General features: G+C 37.5%; 15 protein-coding genes and 1 pseudogene. 9 read left to right on the plus strand and 7 right to left on the minus strand.

The annotated features are described in order from the left end of the window. Positions 1-57 precede the first annotated feature (57 nt). From H2677_RS06615 to H2677_RS06630, 4 genes are all read left to right on the plus strand, one after another. A complete protein-coding gene (locus tag H2677_RS06615) occupies positions 58-414 on the plus strand; it encodes a hypothetical protein (protein WP_004915099.1) in 357 nt (118 codons plus the stop codon). Between the two features lie 235 nt (positions 415-649). After that, the gene (locus H2677_RS06620) at positions 650-1,666 is read left to right on the plus strand and encodes an aspartate carbamoyltransferase catalytic subunit (RefSeq protein ID WP_212639435.1); all 1,017 of its coding nucleotides are present in this window, start codon (positions 650-652) and stop codon (positions 1,664-1,666) included. 11 nt (positions 1,667-1,677) lie between these two features. Continuing rightward, on the plus strand, positions 1,678-2,910 hold the full coding sequence (locus H2677_RS06625; RefSeq protein ID WP_212639436.1) for a dihydroorotase: 1,233 nt from the start codon (positions 1,678-1,680) through the stop codon (positions 2,908-2,910). A gap of 132 nt (positions 2,911-3,042) precedes the next feature. Continuing rightward, on the plus strand, positions 3,043-3,825 hold the full coding sequence (locus tag H2677_RS06630; protein WP_129262586.1) for a Rossmann-like and DUF2520 domain-containing protein: 783 nt from the start codon (positions 3,043-3,045) through the stop codon (positions 3,823-3,825). A 200-nt stretch (positions 3,826-4,025) separates the two neighbouring features. Here H2677_RS06630 and H2677_RS06635 read toward each other — a convergent pair whose 3' ends face one another. After that, positions 4,026-4,385 (minus strand): hypothetical protein, encoded by a 360-nt coding sequence (locus H2677_RS06635; protein ID WP_004915115.1) that lies wholly within the window; start codon positions 4,383-4,385, stop codon positions 4,026-4,028. A 347-nt stretch (positions 4,386-4,732) separates the two neighbouring features. Beyond that, positions 4,733-5,449: a tRNA (guanosine(46)-N7)-methyltransferase TrmB gene (trmB, locus tag H2677_RS06640; RefSeq protein ID WP_004662584.1), complete on the minus strand. Its 717-nt coding sequence runs from the start codon at positions 5,447-5,449 to the stop codon at positions 4,733-4,735. 184 nt (positions 5,450-5,633) lie between these two features. Here trmB and H2677_RS06645 point away from each other — a divergent pair, with 184 nt between their 5' ends. Beyond that, positions 5,634-8,072, plus strand: coding sequence for an ExeM/NucH family extracellular endonuclease (locus tag H2677_RS06645; protein WP_212639437.1), 2,439 nt, complete (start codon positions 5,634-5,636; stop codon positions 8,070-8,072). Between the two features lie 205 nt (positions 8,073-8,277). Next, positions 8,278-8,889: a glutathione binding-like protein gene (locus H2677_RS06650; RefSeq protein ID WP_004915125.1), complete on the plus strand. Its 612-nt coding sequence runs from the start codon at positions 8,278-8,280 to the stop codon at positions 8,887-8,889. Between the two features lie 54 nt (positions 8,890-8,943). On the opposite strand, the gene H2677_RS06655 is transcribed toward H2677_RS06650, so the two are convergent. Together H2677_RS06655 and ahpF are read right to left on the minus strand one after the other, a co-directional pair. After that, positions 8,944-9,288, minus strand: coding sequence for a hypothetical protein (locus tag H2677_RS06655; RefSeq protein WP_004915129.1), 345 nt, complete (start codon positions 9,286-9,288; stop codon positions 8,944-8,946). Positions 9,289-9,446: 158 nt separating this feature from the next. Continuing rightward, positions 9,447-11,013 (minus strand): annotated as a pseudogene (ahpF, locus tag H2677_RS06660) (alkyl hydroperoxide reductase subunit F). A 223-nt stretch (positions 11,014-11,236) separates the two neighbouring features. Between ahpF and H2677_RS06665 the strand changes: the two are divergent. Together H2677_RS06665 and H2677_RS06670 are read left to right on the plus strand one after the other, a co-directional pair. After that, entirely contained in the window at positions 11,237-11,455 is a 219-nt protein-coding gene (locus tag H2677_RS06665) for a DUF1653 domain-containing protein (protein WP_212639438.1), read from the plus strand. A gap of 38 nt (positions 11,456-11,493) precedes the next feature. Further along, positions 11,494-12,081, plus strand: a complete 588-nt coding sequence (locus tag H2677_RS06670; protein ID WP_212639439.1) for an O-methyltransferase — start codon at positions 11,494-11,496, stop codon at positions 12,079-12,081. On the opposite strand, the gene H2677_RS06675 is transcribed toward H2677_RS06670, so the two are convergent. After that, positions 12,058-13,104, minus strand: coding sequence for an AraC family transcriptional regulator (locus H2677_RS06675; protein ID WP_004915140.1), 1,047 nt, complete (start codon positions 13,102-13,104; stop codon positions 12,058-12,060). The two genes, H2677_RS06670 and H2677_RS06675, sit on opposite strands and share 24 nt — an antisense overlap. A gap of 122 nt (positions 13,105-13,226) precedes the next feature. Here H2677_RS06675 and H2677_RS06680 point away from each other — a divergent pair, with 122 nt between their 5' ends. Beyond that, positions 13,227-14,420, plus strand: coding sequence for an alkane 1-monooxygenase (locus tag H2677_RS06680; RefSeq protein WP_004953641.1), 1,194 nt, complete (start codon positions 13,227-13,229; stop codon positions 14,418-14,420). Positions 14,421-14,444: 24 nt separating this feature from the next. Here the strand turns inward: H2677_RS06680 and H2677_RS06685 are convergent, their stop codons facing one another. Both H2677_RS06685 and ahpC read right to left on the minus strand, forming a co-directional pair. Continuing rightward, the gene (locus tag H2677_RS06685) at positions 14,445-14,660 is read right to left on the minus strand and encodes a KTSC domain-containing protein (protein WP_020899936.1); all 216 of its coding nucleotides are present in this window, start codon (positions 14,658-14,660) and stop codon (positions 14,445-14,447) included. 230 nt (positions 14,661-14,890) lie between these two features. After that, on the minus strand, positions 14,891-15,454 hold the full coding sequence (ahpC, locus tag H2677_RS06690; RefSeq protein WP_004953644.1) for an alkyl hydroperoxide reductase subunit C: 564 nt from the start codon (positions 15,452-15,454) through the stop codon (positions 14,891-14,893). Positions 15,455-15,780: the final 326 nt, after the last annotated feature.

Here is a 15,780-nt window from a genome sequence, read left to right on the forward strand (position 1 = left end):
TTGCTTTCTACGTGATGAATCAAGAATATACATTTCTCCCAACGACGTGAGGACTTTATGAAAGAAAGCATGAATAGTGAAATTAAGGTAAATGCTGAAGCTTTTGCTATCGCAACACAAATGTATGTTCGTTTAAGACGTGTATCCAGTCGTGTAATTGATGTGATGTACTTAGTTAACAATAAAGAATATGCAAAACACATTATAGAAATTGCGTTGGAAACAAGTGACCAAGAGTTGGCTCACTATGTTGATCGTTTACGTCCATTAATAGATTTATATCCAGAGCCTACGTTAGCCATAGTTGAAAATAAAAAGCTAGAAGAAACAGAAGAAAGCTATTTTATGGAAGTTACAGAAGAAGAAATTTATAAAGCTCAAGTCGCTCACCATTATATTGGTGCATTGCGATAAGTGATAATAATAAAAAAACAATAAGTGAAAAATAATTACAGCGTTACAAGGGTGTAGAGCTTTTTCTACATCCTTATTTTTTTGATTTTCTTTTCATCAAATTAACATGCAGAGAAAATATTAAATCGTTATTGTAGATCACCACTAAAAAGTTTTGCTGAGTGCTGAAAACTTCAACGACGAAAGAAATATAAAATCTGTATAATGCGTTAACTTAACGTATAAGGAATCTCTTATGCACGTGGCAACATTGCATACTTTGAGTCAGATACAGCTCAATCAACAAGGAAATCTCAAGCATTTTTTAACGATTGAGGGGCTTTCAAAAGAAAGTCTGACTAAGATTTTGGATACAGCACAAAGCTTTTTAGATGATAATAATAATTTGATTAATCGTCCGCTTCTAGAAGGGCGCACGGTAATGAATCTATTTTTTGAAAACTCTACTCGTACACGTACTACCTTTGAAGCAGCAGCTAAACGTTTATCCGCAAATGTATTAAATATTGATATTGCACGCTCAAGTACATCTAAAGGTGAAACTTTGCGTGACACTCTGTGGAATTTAGAAGCTATGGCTGCGGACGTATTCGTCGTGCGTCATTCCTCTTCAGGTGCTGCACACTTCATAGCAAAAGATGTATGTCCTAAGGTCGCAATTATTAATGCAGGTGATGGTCGTCATGCGCACCCAACGCAAGCGATGCTAGATATGCTGACCATTCGCCGTGAAACTAAAAAGCCTTTTGAGCAATTAAGCGTTGCAATTATTGGTGACATCAAACATTCACGTGTTGCACGTTCAAATGTCGCTGCTTTGCAGACATTGGGCTGTAAAGACATTCGAGTGATTGCACCGAATACTTTGTTACCTGTGGGTTTTAATGAATACGGTGAACATGTTCGCTTGTTCAATCAAATGGATGCAGGTGTGACTGACTGTGATGTCATCATTGCATTACGTATTCAGAATGAACGTATCGACTCTCCAGCATTATCATCTCAATCTGAGTTTTACAAGCTGTATGGTTTAAATAAAGAACGTCTTGCTTTAGCTAAACCAGATTGTATTGTGATGCATCCTGGACCGATGAACCGTGGCGTTGAAATTGATTCGAGTGTCGCTGATGGCGATCAATCAGTGATTTTAAAACAGGTCACGAATGGTATTGCGGTTCGCATGGCAGTATTGGCACTTGCGATGCAAGGTCAGCTCCAAGAACAAGGTTTAATTGAAGCGATTGCTGTATAAGGGTGCTACACATGAGTATTGTAAAAATTGAAAATGTCCGTGTACTCGATCCAATTCAAAAAACAGATCAAGTTAAAACTGTTTATGTAGAGAACGGTAAAATTGTTGATGTTACGTCTCAGGTTGATCAGACGATTGATGGTCAAGGTAAATGGTTAATGCCAACTATGGTTGATCTCTGCGCGCGTTTGCGTGAACCAGGACAACAACAGCATGGCACATTAAAATCTGAGGGGAGAGCTGCGCGAGCAAACGGTATTTTGCATGTAATTACACCTCCTGACTCAAAGCCGATCGTGCAAGATAATGGTGCGTTAATCCATGGTCTAATCGAGAAAGCTCAACTAGATGGTGGTATTTATCTTCAAATTATTGGTGCTCAAACTCAAGGTTTAAATGGCAAGCAACCTTCTAATATGGCTGGTCTAAAAAAAGGCGGCTGTACTGCGGTTTCAAATGCTAATGCCGCATTTGATAATGATGATGTCGTGATTCGCACGCTGGAATATGCTGCTGGTCTAGATTTAACAGTAGTATTTTACGCAGAAGAGCCGCAAATCGCGAAAGATGGTTGTGCACATGAAGGCTTTATTGCATCGCGTCAGGGTTTGCCAATGATTCCTGCGATTGCTGAAACTGTTGCGATTGCTAAATATTTACTCATGATTGAAGCAACAGGTGTCAAAGCCCATTTTGGTTTATTGTCATGTGGCGCGTCTATAGATTTGATTCGTGCTGCGAAAGCCAAAGGTTTGCCAGTAACTGCCGATGTAGCAATGCATCAACTTCATTTAACTGAACAATTGACGGATGGATTTAATTCTCTAGCACATGTTCGTCCGCCACTGCGCTCTGAACAAGATAAAGCTTTGTTGCGTCAGGGTTTAAAAGAGGGCGTGATTGACGCTATCTGTACCCATCACGAACCATTAAGTAGTTCAGCAAAAATGGCTCCATTTGCTGAAACTCAGCCAGGTATTACAGCGTTCGATACCTATGTCGGTTTAGGTGTTCAGCTTATCCAAGAAGGTGTTTTTGATGCTTTAGAATGGGTCGAAAAAGTTACCTTAAATCCTGCTAAAGTTGCTAATATGACTGAACGTTGGAAACAAGAAGCAGGTTGGGTACTGGTTGATCCAGAGCTAGAGTGGACTGTTTCAAAAGAAACAATTTTATCTCAAGGTAAAAATACACCGCTATTAGGTCAAACCTTGAAAGGCAAAGTGCTTCAGACATTTATCTAAACTTTATTTCTGAGCAGAATAGGTCAAGTTACTTATTCTGCTTAACTATTTTAATTAGTTAATTCATTATTGTGATCTTTTCTTACAGAGTTTATTGGTAGATTATTTCGCTTCTAAAAAGGTTCTATAAAAATGAGAATTACATTCATTGGTGCAGGGCGTGTTGCCTATCATTTAGCAAAAGTACTCCATCCTGATCACCAGATTGTACAAGTTTTTAGTCGTGATTTAGAAAAAGCCAATCGTTTAGCATCGTTAGTGGATGCTGTTGCCATCAGTGATTTTGAGCAATTAAGTTCTGATATTGATCTAGTGATCATCGCTATTTCAGATCAAGCAATAGCTCAAGTTATTCAAAAAATTAGCGCTTCTTTGCAGCAAGTATTAATTGTACATACTTCAGGAAGTACAAGTTTAGAAGTTCTTTCAGTAGTTCACGGCAAATCAGGTGTATTTTATCCTTTACAAACATTTAGTTATGAACGAGAGATTGACTGGACTACAACGCCTGTGTTTGTCGAGGCTGTAAACAATCATGATTTGGATTTACTCACCTCATTAGCAGGTAGTTTGACTCAGAAGGTTTACCAATACAGCTCTCAACAGCGTCAGACATTGCACATGGCTGCTGTTTTTGCATGTAATTTTAGTAACTACTGTTATGATATTGCTAAACAAATTGTTGATGAACAACAGGTCGATTTTTCTTTACTTCACCCATTGATATTGGAGACTGCACAAAAAGCAACGATCAATGACCCTAAAGAAATGCAGACAGGTCCAGCCATGCGTGGTGATGAAAATATTTTAAAAATGCATCATAAGTTATTAGAAAAAGATGCAAGAAATGATCTTGTTGATGTTTATCAGCTCTTAAGTGAATGTATTAAGACCCGTCATTTACCTGGTAAATAACCATAAATGTATAAATTGTATAATCTTTTTTATCTAAACTAAGCTCGGTCGTGTTTGCATTTTTTTATAATTAATAACAAGAGGGGCAGATCGAATAATGCCTGTATTAGAAAACTTAAGTATTGTTTATAAACACATTTAGCTGATATGAGTTGTTTAAATATCAGCTTAGAAATTATGTAAATGTGTCTTGAACTTAATCAATTCTTTTGTTTAAAACGATGTTTGCATTTTAGACATAAATAATCTTGAAAAATATTCTTGTCGATCACGACACCCGCTTTTTTTCCGAAAATATTACCAACGACGCCACCTGTAATCCCGACACTAATTGCACCCACGAAAGTTCCAATAGTTCCACCAACAATTACACCCAATGGACCTGCTACAGTTCCTATAGCTGCTCCAACTGATGCACCAGTTGCTGCACCACCAACTGTACCAGCAGTTGTGCCAGCAGCAGTCATTAAAACGCCACCTGTAGTTTTCAGTAATTTGTCATGATCACGTACTTCGATTTCTGTAGAACCACATTTGGGGCATTGCAGAGTTTTTTCCATAAAACCAACCTATCTTCATCTTTGGGCTAAATCATTGCACTGAATAGAGCACTCATTGTTTATGAAGCAATAATTTCTTCATTTGAGATCAAAATGATTCATTATTTATTTTAGCTAAACATGAACAAAAAATATTTATAGATCATGTAAATAGAAGGCTGTAAATTTGAACACATTTGATTTTACAAAGTAAGCATATAGGTTTGATAGGTACAGCTTTTATAAGTTGTTTTAATAATTCACTTTTTGTCTTTTATATTTGAAATTTAAAATTGAGTTGGTTTTTAATAGGTTGAAATAGCATTAAATGTTGATATTTAATGCTATTTTTTAATTTTGATGAATTACTACTTTATTTTTTTGAAAATAAAGTCATTGATCTTATGACCAGATTCAAGCCCACGACGTTCGAATTTGGTCACTGGACGCCATTCAGGGCGAGGGTAGCTATTACCTTTACCTGCTAAATTTTCCATATCAGGACGATTGTCCAAAATATCAAGCATCCATTCTGCGTATGGTTCCCAGTCAGTAGCTGCGTGGAAAGTCCCACCAAGTTCCAACTTCTGTTCAACTAATTGCATACGCTCATGTATCACGAAGCGGCGTTTAAAATGACGCTTCTTCTGCCATGGATCTGGGAAATAAAGTTGTACACAGTTAATACTGTTGTCTGGCATTTCACGTAATACTTGGATTGCATCAGCATCCAATACAAATAAGTTCTTTAAACCTGCCATGCCTGCTTCATAGACACATTGTGCGATACCAGGAACATGCACTTCAATGCCGACAAAGTTGCGCTCAGGGTTTGCTTTAGCCATGAGTACTAAAGAACGTCCCATACCAAAACCGATTTCAACGGTTAATGGACGTTCTGGATGCTCAAAGTGCTGACGTAAATCACCAACAGGGTATTCCAAAATTAAATCACGATAATCTTCTAAAGCAGTACGTTGTGACGTATTGAGCGGAGCTGAACGACGCATAAACGTCACAATTTCACGGTGCTCAGGCAAATTGTCGAGTTCCGTAATTTGCGTTTCTAACTGATCGTTTGACATGATTCTGGAGATATAAATATAGAAATGCCGTATTTTAAGTGTTCAGGTGTTCAAGTCAAACTTTTAAATCGTTTTATTTACTTGAAATTTTTTAGTAGTGATTAAAATTTGTCAAAAAAGCTTCATAGAGTTGTCATAGAAGTTGCATAGCCTAATTGCAATTTAAAACACTTAGTAAAAAACTATGAAAAATTTTAATTACCATTCGCTTGCAATTTGTTTAGGTCTGTTAGGAGCTTCTTCTACATTTTCTATTGCACATGCGCAACTCATGTTTAGCCAATATGTTGATGGTAGTAGCAACCGTAAAGGTTTAGAAATCTATAATCCTGATACGACAACAGTAAATTTAGCAGATTATGAAATCCAACAATTTAATAATGGGGGAACAGTCAAAACAGCAGCATTTCCTTTACAGGGGGCTTTAGCCAGTAAACAGAAATATCTAATCGGGCGTTCAGAATTACAAACACAATTAGGCAACAAAGTGAATCAAGTAGCAGGTCTGTCATTCAATGGAGATGATGCGATTGTATTACTTTATCGTGGTACACCTGTAGATCGTTTTGGACGGATAGGTGAGCGTCCAACTTCAGGTTGGGGCACTACAGTCTATAGTGTTGCTAATAGTTTTAAACGAGTACAAACTGATAATCCTGTGATCAGTGTTGATCCGACCAGTCCATTTGATTTAGATCAGTCTTGGCAAGCTTGGTCAGATCGAAATGATTTTTCAAATTTGTCAGGTTCAACACCAACGCCTCCAGTCAATGAATCAGTCAGCTGTAGCAGTGCGGATACTCCAATTGCGAACTTAGCACAGTCAACCCAAAATCAAAATTATACGATTCGTGGGGTGATCACGGCGGACTATCGCTATAGCAATGGATTTTCAGGTTTCTATATACAAACGCCAGATAGCAAGGCGACACCTAATGTGAGTAATGCTATTTTTGTTTATATTCCTGCGAGTAGTGCTGTCAAAGGCGGACAAATCGGTGATGAGGTGATTTTACGCGGTCGTCTCACTAACTATCAAAACCAACTTCAAATTGATCAATTACAGCAAGACATTCAGACCTGTAATCAAAATATGGCATCTCTAATTCAGCCGCTTGATCTTAATTTGCCATTCACGAGTCTGATTGACAATAAAGGTAATACACCAAAACGCTATCAAGGGATGTTGGTGAAATTACCGCAAACTTTAACTGTCAGCGAGAACTATAATTTTGGGCGTTATGGTGAGTTGTCCCTGAGTCTTGGTCGCCTATTTATTCCTACCAATCTATATCCAGCTTTATCGAATGAAGCGAAGGCATTGGCACAACAAAATTTGCTTTCTAAAATCATTTTTGATGATGGCTATAATAATCAAAATCGAGCGCCATGGTTGCCACAAAACTTTAGTGCTTTAAACACTTTACGTTCTGGATATCAATTAAAGAATGCACAAGGTATTTTGGAATATCGCTTTAATGCTTGGCGTGTACAACCAATTGCAGGTGTAAACTTGCCTGAAGTCGTTACCACGACTAATCCACGTACGACAATTGCTGTGAAACAAACTAAACATATTCGTGCTGCAGCATTTAACGTGTTGAACTATGACAATGGCAAGAATGGTTTCCCTACAGAACGTGGTGCGAACAGTCAGGCTGAATTTGATAAGCAACATGCCAAAATCATAAGTGCATTAAAATCCATTGATGCTGATGTGTATGGTTTGATGGAGATTGCCAATAATGGTTATGGTAGTGATAGTGCGGTTGCTTATTTAACCAAAGCTTTAGGACCAGATTGGAAATATGTAATTCCTGAAGGTATAAATCAATTAGGCACAGATGTGATTGCTGTGGCGATTATTTATAATAGCAAACGTGTTCAACCAGTGAATAAAGCAGCCGTTCTAGATCTGGGTGAAAAGAATCGTTCAACTATCGCACAATCATTCAAACCAGTGCATGGTGGACAAATTTTCACAGTGATTCCAAATCATCTTAAATCTAAAAGTTGTTCGGGCGTTGACTTGAACTCGCTTGATGCAGATCAAAAAGATGGTCAAGGTTGTTGGAATCCGACTCGTGTTAAAGCCGTCGAACAGCTTACTCAGTGGATTGCAAAGAATCCTACCCAAGTCAAAAATCCAAATATTTTGTTGCTTGGTGATATGAATAGCTATGCCAAAGAAGATCCAATCTTGAGTTTTGAAAAAGCCAACTACAAAGTTCTACTTAATGACAGCAAAATCGGCGAGGGTACGAACGCTTATAGTTACGTCTTTGGGGTTTCCAGTAATAGTGATGGTTATGGTGGAGCAGGTAATCTTGATCATGCGATTGCTGATGCAAATCTCTATAAACGTGTAGTTAAAGCTTTTGCTTGGCATATCAATGCTGATGAGCCGACAGTACTTGATTACAATGAAGAATATAAAACTGATGAGCAAAAAGAACTTTTCTTTGCTGCAGACCCATATCGTTCATCTGACCATGACCCTGTCATTGTAGATTTAGACTTAAAAACACCAGATGCTCAGCTAGATTCGAATCAGAAAAATATGATTGTCGAGTTCTTAAATTCTCTATTTGAGTGGCTAGGTAAGCTTTTTGGTCGAGCTTAACTACATTCCGTGACATTGTGCAGTTTGTTTTTTCATAAATTAATCAATCGTCACGGAATATAACTTGCAAGCTAGAAAAAAATTCATTAATAGTAGATGGGTAGATGTTTTTAGCATTAGAGCTATTATAAATTTAAATCTATATCTGTTCTCGATGTTCATTCGAAGTTCAAGAGCATAAGTAGTTAGATAACAAGGATTAGAGATGAAGTTGTATTATTCACCAGGCGCATGTTCGTTAGCGGCACACATTATTTTAAATGAAATAAATGTTGATTTTGATTTAGAACGAGTTGATTTAAAAACGCATAAAACTTCTAAAGGTGCAGATTATTACGAGATTAATCCTAAGGGTTATGTCCCAGCACTAGAAATTAATCCAGGTCTAATTTTGACTGAAAATGTAGCGATATTACCATTCTTAGCACAACACGATCCAAAGCAAGATTTAATTCCACCATCAGGGATGGGGCGAGCTAAAGTATTGGAATGGTTGGGTTATTTGAATTCGGAACTTCATGATGCATATGCTGTTTTCTTTGGTGGTAAACTTACAGATGATGAAAAGACCAAAGCATATGCAGAAGTAGATCGTTTACTTAAATATATCGATAATTATTTAGCTGAATCTGAATATGATTATCTAGTTGATGATAATTTTGGTCCAGCGGATGCATATTTATTCGTACTGACAAACTGGTCAAATCATATTGAGCATGATTTAACGCCTTATACCAATATTATCGCGCTTCGTAATAAAGTTGCAGAACGTCAGTCTGTACAAATTGCTATGCGTGATGAAGGTTTGTTTAATTAAAAATGTACAAATAAAAAAGCCTCTGTCTACAGAGGCTTTTTTATTATCAACAAATTATTGTTGAGCTTTTTCTTTCACTTCAGCTGCACCTGATTCTACAGCACCAGCAACATTGGCAGTTGCATCACGTGCAGCAGCTTCGGTTTTAGCAGCAGCTTCAGCAGTTGCATGAGCAGTATGATCAGCAGCAGCGTCGATTTGATCAGCAGCAGTATCAACTGCTGTAGCTACATTGGTTGTTGCAGCATCAGCAGCATTTTTCACATCAGCGCCAGCTTGTTCTGCAGCGTTTTCTAAATGTTCACCCGTTGTTGCACCAGTTTCAGGTGCTTTATCTTTATTACAGCCTACAAGAGCAACAGTAGCAGCTAGACCTAACGCAACAAGTAATTTATTCATTTTCATATTTCCTTTTCGTTGTGGCATCCAACATGTATGGATATCGAAAATATAAACACAAAGCGAGTGAATAAGAAAGTTACAAATTTGTTGATAACTTGTAAAAACACACACTTACATTGTTAAATGTAAGTGTGGTCACAAAACAAGATATTGACTTAATTCGTAGAACGAATCATGTAATCAAAGGCAGATAATGCTGCTTTCGCACCTTCGCCTGTTGCGATGATGATTTGCTTGTATGGTACTGTCGTACAGTCACCTGCAGCAAATACACCCTGTACATTGGTTTCATTACGATCGTTAATCACAATCTCACCACGATTGCTGAGTTCAACTGCACTGTTCTTTAGGAAATCCGTATTTGGCAATAAACCAATTTGTACAAAGATTCCCGCAAGTTCTACTGTGTGTTCTACATCGGTCGCACGATCTTTATACTTCAATGCTGTCACTTGTGAACCATCACCAACCACTTCAGTACTCAAGGCATTGGTGATAACGGTGGTATTCGGCAAGCTATTTAACTTATCCTGTAAGACTTGGTCAGCACGAAGTTTGGTATCAAACTCAACCAAAGTCACATGCTCAACAATCCCTGCTAAATCAATCGCAGCTTCTACACCCGAGTTACCTCCACCAATCACTGCAACTCGTTTACCTTTAAATAATGGACCATCACAGTGTGGGCAGTACGCAACACCACGTGTACGGTATTCAGCTTCACCAGGAACATTCATTTCTCTCCAACGAGCACCTGTTGAAAGAATGATGGTCTTAGACTCAAGCTTAGCACCATTTTCTAGTTCAACTTCAACCAAGCCATTCGCCGTTTGGTCTGCACCTGTGATTTTGCTGACTCTTTGTAAGTTCATGATGTCCACGCCATATTCACGAACATGCGCTTCCATATCTTGAGCAAACTTAGGACCAACTGTTTTTTTGGATCGTGGTAAAGTTTTCAATATCCATGGTATCCATGACTTGACCGCCAAAACGTTCAGCCACAATCCCTGTTTTGATCCCTTTACGCGCTGCATAGATTGCTGCTGTACCGCCTGCAGGACCACCACCAATCACCAATACATCAAAAGCATCTTTCGCATTGAGAAGAGCTGCATCTTTCTCTGCTGAGTTGCTATCTAACTTCGCGATGATTTCTTCCAAAGTCATACGGCCCTGACCAATATGTTCATTGTCTTGGAACAACATTGGGACTGCCAAGATTTTGCGTTCTTCAACTTCTTCTTGGAAGAAACCACCATCAATCATGGTCGCAGTTGCATCAGGGTTATAGATCGCAATCAAGTTCAACGCTTGAACTACATCTGGACAGTTGTGACAACTCAACGATACAAACACATCAAAGTTTGATGTTAAGTTCAAACCTTTAATCTGATTTAACACCTCATCAGACACTTTAGGTGCATAACCTGAAACTTGTAACAATGCCAAGATCAAAGAGGTGAACTCATGTCCCATTGGTAAACCAGCGAAGAACACACGCGGTTGTTCACCTGCTTTAGCCACACCGAAGCTAGGACGGCGAGCGTTTGAACCGTCAAAACGCGCCGTAACTTGATCAGAAAGTTCAGCAATTTCGGTCACGAGTTCTTTAATTTTTGCAGCTTTATCGGATTCATCTAAAGCAGCCACTAACTCGATTGGACTTTCTAAACGTTCTAAGTAAGCTTTTAATTGAGTTTTAATATTTTGATCTAACATGTATTTCTCCAAATTCTCAGCAATTCAATCAGCTAAATTCTTTCAATGGGGCTATAGTACGCAAATTATTTAAATAGGTAAAACAGGTTGTTTTTATTATTTTGATCGTATTTTTGAATCCATAGGCCTATGTTAATTAAATGCTTTGAAAGATAAAACTTGAATACTTTTGAACTTGTTATATAACTGCAATCTTTACATGGCATAACTAAGGGAAAGTGAAATGGCTTTACAGCGTGGTATTTATCAACACTATAAAGGTCAACTTTATCAGGTATTTAATGTTGCAAGACATAGCGAAACAGAAGAAGAGTTGGTTGTATATCAATGCTTGTATGGTGATTATTCCATGTGGGTTCGACCTTTAAGTATGTTTACTGAAACTGTTGCACTTGATAGTGATGAAATTATTCCACGTTTTAAGTTGATTCAACCAACATAATTGATAGCCAAAGGTCTGAGCATCATCGGGAGTGAAATATGACCAGCACGGTGTTTTTAAAACGAATTGCTGATTTATATGATGAATTTAAACAACATGATGCTCGACAGGCAGATCGTTTAAGACGCTTTCGGAACATTGAAGCTGAGTCCGCTAAATTATTGGCTATGCTGGTACGAACACAGCAATCCCAACGTATTTTAGAAATAGGCACTTCCACTGGTTATTCAACACTTTGGTTAGCTGAGGCTGCAAAGACAGTTGGCGGTCATGTTCAAACGCTTGAAATCAATGCATTCCGTAGTGCACAAGCGAAGAAATATGCAGAAGAATTTAGTCTAGAAGCGTATATTGATTTTTGGGTGGGAGATGCAGCTGATTATTTGGCAGCATCTGCCGAGCAATATGATCTCATACTTTTAGATGCCGAACGCGGAAGCTATGCTGGTTATTGGAATGATCTCAAAAGACTCATGTCAACTAAAGGTGGGGCTTTAATTATTGATAATGTAATTTCTCACCCAGCAGAAGTGAAGCCATTATTAGATTTGATAAAAAATGACGAACTTTATATGAGTACTATATTACCTATAGGTGCAGGCTTATGTATGGTCGTCACGAAGTGAGTTAGTTTTGGTATGTGCCAATCGATAATCTTGAGGGCTACACCCCATTATTTTATTAAATGCACGTGTGAAATTGGCAGGGTTGGAATAACCTAACTCATATGCAATATGTGTAATGGTAAAGGATGTATTTTCAAGTAATTCAATTGCACGCTCAGTACTGATCTTTTGTTTTAGGCGATTAAATTCTACTCCTTGTTGTTGCAAATATCGTTGTAGGGTTTTGGTTGAAATATTTAATACTTTCGCGCATTCAGTCAGTGTCGGAACTTGATTCGCTTGCCTTAACATCGTACTGATCCACTCTACAATTTCACCCTGATGATAAATTTTCTGAATTTGTTCCTGACAACGTTGTTCTACAACTTTTAAGCTATGTGCATCTGCTAAAGGCAAGGGAAGTGCTAATTGCTGCTGATCAAGTACAACTCTGATCCCTGTAAACCAAGTGTAATTGAAATGAAACTGAGCTTTGACAAGGTGTATGTATCTATCACTGTAGGAGGGTTCAGGAATACTTAAATAAATTTGATAGCGTTGTAATTGCTGACCTGCAAGCTCAAATAGACTGTAATAAAATCCGACTGCAATTGCTTCGATATGGAAGCTTAAACAACGTTTATTCATCTGCAAAATTGGTTCAAATAATAATTCCACCTTTTGCTGCGCTTGTGAAAACTGAATGGAAAGCTTAAAGCTCGGCATAATCAGCTTGAAATATTGTGCAATTAATTTTAATGCATGATCCAGATTGGGACTGGTCATAAGTGCATAACCGACCAAGCTATGTGAACTTAGTTTCAAATTTCTGCCTAACTGAAAGGCTAAATCTTCTGTATTCGGTAAACTTAAGCCTAACTCAATAAATTGTTCGATTTGTTGAATTGATAAAAATTCAGTTTGAGATAATTGATCCTTAAATCGATTTAAAACTGAATTATCGTATTGATTGGTACTGATCAATATCTCAATCAAACGTAAATAATAGCGAGCTGGAATAACAGGGATTTGTTGTTTGTGCACAATAAATCTCCACTAAAGTCTTAAAATGATAATATGAAGTCTTAAAATGATAATATAGCAACTGTTCAGAAGAACACAATCAATTCAAGCAAAACATTAAACGCTTGATTGAGGAGTTTAGAATGAATATGCATGCGCAATTAGATGTAGAACAAACAACTACACCATTTAAGGATAAAAAGCGTCATTTGTGGTTACTTGGTCTTGCAGTACCTGCTATTGCGATGAGTGGACTTGCTGGCTATCAATTTGGACCTAAAAAATCGAAAAAGTTTTTTGCCTCATTTGGACCATTATTTATCCATGGTGTGATCCCAACTCTAGACAAATTAATTGGTGAGGATACTGAAAATCCACCACTAGATGCGATTGCGGACTTAGAAGCTGACCCATATTACTCTCGCATTGTGAAGCTTTTTATACCACTCCAATATGCGACCAACGTTTATGGAGGATACTTAGCAAGTCGAAAAGGCACATCTGTAGCTGATCAAGTTCTGTTAGGAACTTTAGTTGGTATGGTGAATGGTATTGCAATTAATACTGCACATGAATTAAGCCATAAAAATGGTCGTTTAGAACATTATTTATCACATCTTGCATTAGCGCCATCAGGGTATAACCACTTCAGAATTGAACATCCATATGGGCATCATCGTCGAGTAGCAACACCTGAAGATCCTGCATCATCACGTTTGGGTGAGACCTTTTGGAAGTTCTTACCACGTACAGTAATTGGAAGTTTTAAATCTGCAATTGAGATAGAAAAGAAACGTTTAGAACGCAAAAAACTACCATTTTTCTGCAAGGAAAATGAACTGATTCATGGTTGGGCCATGTCAGCAATTTATCATGGCTTGATGTTTAAGAAATTTGGTATGCGTTCAGTTCCATTTCAACTCACTCAAGCTACATATGCGGTGACTCTATTTGAAGCCGTTAACTATATTGAACATTATGGTTTAAAACGTGAGAAGAAAGAAAATGGGCAGTATGAGCGTACTTTGCCAGAACATAGCTGGAACAATAATAATTTAGTGACGAATCTATTTCTGTACCAGTTACAACGTCATTCAGATCATCATGCTTATCCGACACGCAGTTTCCAAACCTTACGTCATTTTGAAAATGCACCTCAATTACCAGCAGGTTATGGCGCCATGCTTTTACCAGCCTTCATTCCAGCATGGTGGTCAAAAATTATGGATGATCGAGTGGTAGAGCATTACAACGGTGACTTGAGTAAAGTAAATTTACACCCTGATGCCGAAGCACGAATATATGAAAAATATGCAGAAGAGATAGATATGATATGAAGAAAGCCCTGAAAAGGGCTTTTTTTATGATGAAGCAGAAATTTGAAGACGTTTAAAGTGTAAATCAAACTCAAGATATTTCTGCACAAAAGCTGTTTTATCTGTTGAGCGAAGTAAATTATCGTAAATAAACTCTGGTACTGGGTGGTAAAGTTCGCCTGAACCATTGTTATAGAAAATTTTTAAATAACGTGAAGAAACATCATATTTCCAAGATGTTACGACTACAGATTTTTCCATACCTTACACCCCCGCAGTGATCATCGTTTATTACATATAAAAAAACTCTTTAAGTGCTCATCTTTTGACAGTACTCCAACTTTGTACAACTGACAATCAGAAAATGAAGTTTTCTAGTGAATAAAAAATGATAAGAATCATTGAAAAATATGATTGCTTATATGAGAGTAACCTGCATAAAAAAACCACTCTAAAAAGAGTGGTTTTTAACTAATCACTATATCTAGAAATTAGATTTTACCAACTAAGTCGATAGATGGAGCGATTGTATCGTTACCTTCTTTCCATTTAGCAGGGCAAACTTCGCCTGGGTGGCTAGCTACGAATTGAGCAGCTTTAAGTTTACGTAAAGTTTCTGATACGTCACGAGCAATTGCATTGTCATGAATTTCAGCAGTTTTGATAACGCCTTCTGGGTTTACAATGAAAGTACCACGAAGTGCTAAACCAGCTTCTTCAATATGAACGTCAAAAGCGCGAGTTAATTGATGTGTAGGGTCGCCAACTAATGGGAACTGAGCTTTACCAACTGCTGGTGAAGTTTCATGCCATACTTTATGAGAGAAGTGAGTGTCAGTTGTTACGATATAAACTTCTGCACCAGCTTTTTTGAACTCTTCATAGTTTTCAGCAGCATCTTCAACTTCTGTTGGGCAGTTAAATGTGAATGCAGCTGGCATAAAAATAAGAACAGACCATTTGCCTTTAAGATCAGCATCAGTTACTTGAATGAATTCACCGTTGCGGAATGCATCAGCTTTAAATGGTTTAACTTCAGTATTAATCAAGCTCATCATTGTCTCCATGATTGAGGTTTATCTTTAAACTTGTTTGCGAGGTCTAGAATAAATAATTTCTAGTTATTGGGGAAATAGTATTTTTACATGACTAAAATCGGAAAATTAAATGATCCGAGATCGATAGCTTTCACCCAAAAAAAGATATTTCCATTTGACTCCATTCACATGAAGCAAAAATGACAAATATCGAAAATGATCGTGCTCTACAACATGAAGCCGATAGCCTTAAAATTCAAGGGTAAAATTGAAAAAAATAAAATTATATAAAAATCCATGTTCTGCACGAAGTTCATGCATGTTGGAGATATTATTGTTTATGC

Source organism: Acinetobacter junii, assembly GCF_018336855.1.
GTDB classification, from domain to species: Bacteria; Pseudomonadota; Gammaproteobacteria; order Pseudomonadales; family Moraxellaceae; genus Acinetobacter; species Acinetobacter junii.

What these genes read in the sequence shown, in the direction of transcription:
- H2677_RS06625 (WP_212639436.1), top strand. Translation starts at nt 1,678, where the DNA reads ATGAGTATTGTAAAAATTGAAAATGTCCGTGTACTCGATCCAATTCAA.
- H2677_RS06670 (WP_212639439.1), top strand. Translation starts at nt 11,494, where the DNA reads ATGACCAGCACGGTGTTTTTAAAACGAATTGCTGATTTATATGATGAA.
- H2677_RS06620 (WP_212639435.1), top strand. Translation starts at nt 650, where the DNA reads ATGCACGTGGCAACATTGCATACTTTGAGTCAGATACAGCTCAATCAA.
- trmB (WP_004662584.1), bottom strand. Translation starts at nt 5,449, where the DNA reads ATGTCAAACGATCAGTTAGAAACGCAAATTACGGAACTCGACAATTTG.
- H2677_RS06665 (WP_212639438.1), top strand. Translation starts at nt 11,237, where the DNA reads ATGGCTTTACAGCGTGGTATTTATCAACACTATAAAGGTCAACTTTAT.
- H2677_RS06630 (WP_129262586.1), top strand. Translation starts at nt 3,043, where the DNA reads ATGAGAATTACATTCATTGGTGCAGGGCGTGTTGCCTATCATTTAGCA.
- H2677_RS06645 (WP_212639437.1), top strand. Translation starts at nt 5,634, where the DNA reads ATGAAAAATTTTAATTACCATTCGCTTGCAATTTGTTTAGGTCTGTTA.
- H2677_RS06655 (WP_004915129.1), bottom strand. Translation starts at nt 9,288, where the DNA reads ATGAATAAATTACTTGTTGCGTTAGGTCTAGCTGCTACTGTTGCTCTT.
- H2677_RS06685 (WP_020899936.1), bottom strand. Translation starts at nt 14,660, where the DNA reads ATGGAAAAATCTGTAGTCGTAACATCTTGGAAATATGATGTTTCTTCA.
- H2677_RS06615 (WP_004915099.1), top strand. Translation starts at nt 58, where the DNA reads ATGAAAGAAAGCATGAATAGTGAAATTAAGGTAAATGCTGAAGCTTTT.
- H2677_RS06680 (WP_004953641.1), top strand. Translation starts at nt 13,227, where the DNA reads ATGAATATGCATGCGCAATTAGATGTAGAACAAACAACTACACCATTT.
- ahpC (WP_004953644.1), bottom strand. Translation starts at nt 15,454, where the DNA reads ATGAGCTTGATTAATACTGAAGTTAAACCATTTAAAGCTGATGCATTC.
- H2677_RS06650 (WP_004915125.1), top strand. Translation starts at nt 8,278, where the DNA reads ATGAAGTTGTATTATTCACCAGGCGCATGTTCGTTAGCGGCACACATT.
- H2677_RS06635 (WP_004915115.1), bottom strand. Translation starts at nt 4,385, where the DNA reads ATGGAAAAAACTCTGCAATGCCCCAAATGTGGTTCTACAGAAATCGAA.